This window comes from Mesonia oceanica, assembly GCF_902499555.1.
Classification (GTDB): Bacteria; Bacteroidota; Bacteroidia; order Flavobacteriales; family Flavobacteriaceae; genus Mesonia; species Mesonia oceanica.
Window position 1 is genome coordinate 1 of the sequence record NZ_CABVMM010000036.1, and the last position, 3,060, is coordinate 3,060.

General features: G+C 30.8%; 3 protein-coding genes. All 3 read left to right on the plus strand.

Annotated elements, in window-relative coordinates; translation table 11 throughout:
* The coding region (locus FVB9532_RS19815; protein WP_228482403.1) for a hypothetical protein at positions 1 to 195 on the plus strand (195 nt) is incomplete at its 5' end.
* Between the two features lie 861 nt (positions 196 to 1,056).
* Positions 1,057 to 1,836 (plus strand): hypothetical protein, encoded by a 780-nt coding sequence (locus FVB9532_RS19125; protein ID WP_150546785.1) that lies wholly within the window; start codon positions 1,057 to 1,059, stop codon positions 1,834 to 1,836.
* A 709-nt stretch (positions 1,837 to 2,545) separates the two neighbouring features.
* Entirely contained in the window at positions 2,546 to 2,935 is a 390-nt protein-coding gene (locus FVB9532_RS19580; RefSeq protein ID WP_194716595.1) for a two-component regulator propeller domain-containing protein, read from the plus strand.
* The last annotated feature ends 125 nt before the right edge of the window (positions 2,936 to 3,060 follow it).

The following is a 3,060-nucleotide window of genomic DNA, read 5'->3' on the forward strand; positions in this document are numbered from 1 at the left end:
GGAAGATCGGCTTCCTTAGAGAAGAAAATGAATCAAAAGTTTAAGTACAAATCATTATCTTCTGAAATAATTGACGAAAGAATTAAAATCTCAAATAGAACCACTAAAGGTAGTTTGTATGTAATTTATATTGATAAAACTCCGAAAACCCATGGCGAATATGGAACAATAGTTAAAATTATAATTAAATTATAACTTATTCTTTTACTTAGGTAAACAATAACTTTTGAATGATTCAAATATGATTATGGAACAACAACTATCGTCAATATTAATCGACAATGAAAGCGATCATTTAAACTTGTTAAATGAATATATTAAGACCTGCTGTTATCACTACACACAAGTAATAGGTACTGTACCTATTTGACGGCTCAATTTGTAGAAAAATTAAATATAAGACCAACATTACTTATAGGTTAATAAAAGACCATATTGGGATTGACAATACAACTTTTTCATTTATAAACTCTGAAAACCGTTGGGCTGATTTTATCTCGCTCTTTGTATGGTGTGGACAATGTTCTGAAACCTAGTTTTTATACAAAGCGCGACGGAAACCTCTCAGGCGACTGGGGCTTTAAAATAAAATTACCAGAAGCCTATTTTATAACCCGCCTCATACTGGATGGACGCAATGACTGCTGTACAGACCGGATTGTTAACACTAAGATCAAGCTCTATAGATGTGGCTCTTTAAAATATACTTCCCTATCAAGACCTAAAAACAAAAAAGGCTTTGCTGTTTTCGAAAAAAAACTCACTAAAAAAAGAGTTGTTACCTAACATAAGCCTACTGCCATAAAAAACCGTTTATTACAAGGATTTAAAAGCTTTTCATTAAAACCACCCCCAACCTGTTTTAAACAGTTCTCCAAACAACCCTATAAAACTTTATTTTACAGAGTTTTACATAATTTATTTTAATCACACCTCCTCTTTAACGCTTGCGGTAAAAAATGAGCTAAGGACACGTTAATTACAACAGCAACATACAGGCATCAATGATTTGATATTTTTGATAGTCAAGTAGTAATTAAAATGAGAGAGCATATGATGAAAAGACCTTTATTAAATGTTGATTTAGAACACCACCCAAAATTCCCAATGCAGCTTCGTTACATTCATTATAACATTTTAAGGATGGAGGTTCTCGGTCTTGATGATGACTACAAAAGGGATTTAATGGGATGTGACCAAAAAGTTTTTTTAAATTACAAAAAGGAAATAGAAAAGAGTTTTCAATGTAAAAACTGGTTATTAATAGTAAAAAAAAGTTTTTATTTAAATATTTTGGAACCTAATGAATTTGTAAGTTCATGTATTTTACCTGTGGCAGAAGAATTTACTGGTTTAATTGATGATTTTCTTTTGAAAAAGAATTTTTTAAATCAAAAAAAACTCCTTCAAACTATTATTCTTACCAAATTTATTGAAAAATGCAGGCAGGAGCTTAAACAAAACAAATTAAAACTTTTCCCGGAAATAAATAAACTGGAAAAAGACGATATTGAATATATAGAAAAATTGAGGTTATTATCACCTAAGTTATATAAAGGTTTAAAAAAAAGCCATAAACAAACGAGTTTTGCATTAGAGAAATTAAAAATGGATACCAACAATAATTTTAATCTACTTAGGGTTGCCTTTGCCGTTGGTATTCTTGATGAATCAATTTTTGATAGAATTAGCACCCCCCTTACAATTTCATATGCAAAAAAAATCAATGAAATAAATCAAAACCGATATGAAGATGGGTACAGACAACTACAAATTTATAACCTTCTAATCGGTTTATTTTCTGATTTGGAGTTTAAGTTTGTTTGTTCAGATTAATATTTTATTGATTATCCGTAATTTGTAATAATGAGTATTTTCGTCATTCTGGACCTGCCGTCCGACGGGCGGGCTTGATAAAGAACCTCATACTACCTTGAAAAATAAAATATTGAAGAGCAGACCCTGAATCAACACTTCGACTCCACTCTGTGTGACAAAAGGGTCACCAACTCATTATGATTTATAACGGATATTCAACTATTTTAGTTGTTATTTTGGCTGTTGGTTTTTAGATCATTCCCATTTAAAATCACTTTTTTTAATTCTTCTTAGAGAAGCGAAATGCACCCCAACAAAGGTTGTGCTTATATTAATTTAAAAATAAATAATTTCAAAAAAAGAAATTAGTATTAGTATATCACCATAAAGTTGTGCTTTTTTGTTATTTTTTTAAATCATTATTAATAATGATTTTTTTAGAAAAAAAAGACATCAGCTATTTAATGAGATATACACCTATTTATTTTTTATTCTAGGGATAATAGATTATTCATATGCTGATGGTTACCCCCCTCCCCGCCTACCCATAATAAATTGTGGCGAGTCTGTAAGTTCCCGCATATCAGGATTATTTGATGAAGAAGGTTTTTTTTGGTACACATCTCCCTGTGGTCTTGTAAAAGAAACAGGGAATCAACGGTTCTTTTTTCCTTTTGAAAAAAAAGAAGGTAAAAAAGTTACTATTTTAATACCGAAACAGCCATTTTTGAGTAGTACCGGAGATTTTTGGCTATCATCTGAACTGAATTCTATCTACAAGTTTAACATATATACCGGTGAGGGTCAATGGATTTCTTTTCATAAAAAATACAATTATACTTCAATAATCGAAGACGATTATGGTAACATTTGGATTGCCACTGAAGAAAAAAAGGTTTTAAAAATAGGCTGTGAAACTCCTATGGAAACCTTTGATATAGAGGATTCGAAACTATCAGGTGAGGTCAATGGGATGGACATTGAGTTTCAACTTTTTAAAGGAGATTCTCAAGTTTTAATTAAAAATAAGACTTCGGTTTATAGGCTTTCTGGCAATTCTTTTAAACCACACTACCTATTCTTAATTTTGAGCCTCCTTCCAACGCTCATCTTGTAATTGCCAAAGTAGGCGAATTATTTGAAGGCCAAGAAAACCAATTTTTTTACTACAAGAATACTGCCTTCCCCATTATTTATAATAAAACAATAAATAGGCATCTTTTTTATTTTCCTGATGAACTC

Bases quoted from the DNA above. Each gene is read 5' to 3' on its own strand.
- FVB9532_RS19125 (WP_150546785.1), top strand. From the start codon at position 1,057: ATGAAAAGACCTTTATTAAATGTTGATTTAGAACACCACCCAAAATTC.